Below are 1,313 nucleotides of genomic sequence, written 5' to 3'. Positions count from 1 at the left end.
GCGGGAGAGGCAATCTGTTCGCATGCCCACCGACAGTATCGCCGCCCCCGCGGAACGAGCAGGCCTGCCGTGACGACATCCGGCCGCGCCTCGATCCGGCGGCGCATGCTGGCACTGACCGTGCTGGCGCTGCTGCTGGCCGGCATCGGCCTCGTCGCCCTGATCCGCGACTATGCCCGCGGCGCCTCGGACAGCGCCTTCGACCGGCTGCTCGCCGCCTCGGCCTTCACCATCGCCGGCGCGGTGCAGATCGAGGACGGCGCGGTGACGGTCGAGCTGCCCACCGCCTCGCTGGCCATGCTCGACTTCTCCGACGACGACCGGGTGTTCTACGAAGTGGCGGCACCGGACGGCGCCTTCGTCACCGGCTATCGCGATCTCGGCGCCGGGCTGCCGCCGGCCGCCTCCGCGACGCCGGGCTTCACCGACGGCACCTATCACGGCGAGGCGGTGCGGATCGCCACGGTCGGCCGGCTGGTCTTCGTCGAGGGCAAGGCCGGCTGGGCCACCATCCGCGTCGCCGAGACCCGCGGCGCCCGCGCCGCCCTGGCCTCGGAGATCCTGGGCCAGGCCACCCTGCCCCTCGCCGCCCTCGGCCTGGTCGCCATCGCCCTGGTCTGGTTCGGCATCCGCTATGCCGTAGCCCCCCTGGTGGTGATGGAGCGCGAGCTGCGCCGCCGCGCGCCGGAAGACCTGTCGCCGATGCAGGTGCCGGTGCCGGTCGAGGTGCAGCAGCTGGCCGGCGCGCTGAACGATTTCATCGCCCGGCTGCGCAGCGTGATGGAGCGGGTCAGCGGCCTGGTCGCCGACGCCGCCCACCAGGTGCGCACGCCGCTGGCCTCGCTGCGCGCCCAGGCCGAGGTGGCGGTCGACGAGGAGGACCCCGACCGGCTGCGCGACCGCGTCGTCCGCATCCACCAGAACGCGGTGCAGGCCAGCCACCTGGTCAACCAGCTGCTGATGGACGCGACCGTGCGGCACCGGCTGGAGGCGCGCGAGGCCACCGCCGTGCCGCTGGACGCCATCGTCGAGGATGTGCGCCAGCGCCTGGACTCCGAAGAGGCCGGGCGCCTGGTGGTCGCCCTGGCGCCGGAAGCGGCGCGCGCCGAGATCAGCGGTGACCGCGTGGCCCTGCGCGAGATGCTGTGGAACCTGGTGCACAACGCCCTGACCCATGCGCCGGGCGGCGAGGTCGAGATCGAGGCCGTGCTGGATCGCGGCCGCGCCGTGCTCCATGTCTCCGACCGCGGCCCCGGCATCCCGGAGGCCGAGAAGGCGCTGGTGCTGGAGCGCTTCACCCGTGGCGAGGGCAG

Annotated in this window: 1 protein-coding gene; it reads left to right on the top strand. The window is 74.1% G+C overall.

The genetic code is table 11. The annotated features are described in order from the left end of the window. Nucleotides 1-69 precede the first annotated feature (69 nt). A partial coding sequence (locus tag P409_RS34565; protein WP_034849440.1) for a sensor histidine kinase occupies nt 70-1,313 on the top strand: 1,244 nt, incomplete at its 3' end.

Origin of the sequence: Inquilinus limosus MP06 (genome assembly GCF_000767795.1) — a bacterium.
GTDB lineage: Bacteria > Pseudomonadota > Alphaproteobacteria > DSM-16000 > Inquilinaceae > Inquilinus > Inquilinus limosus_E.
Note: the sequence above shows the minus strand (reverse complement) of the source record. Positions and strands in the feature narration are given on the sequence as shown.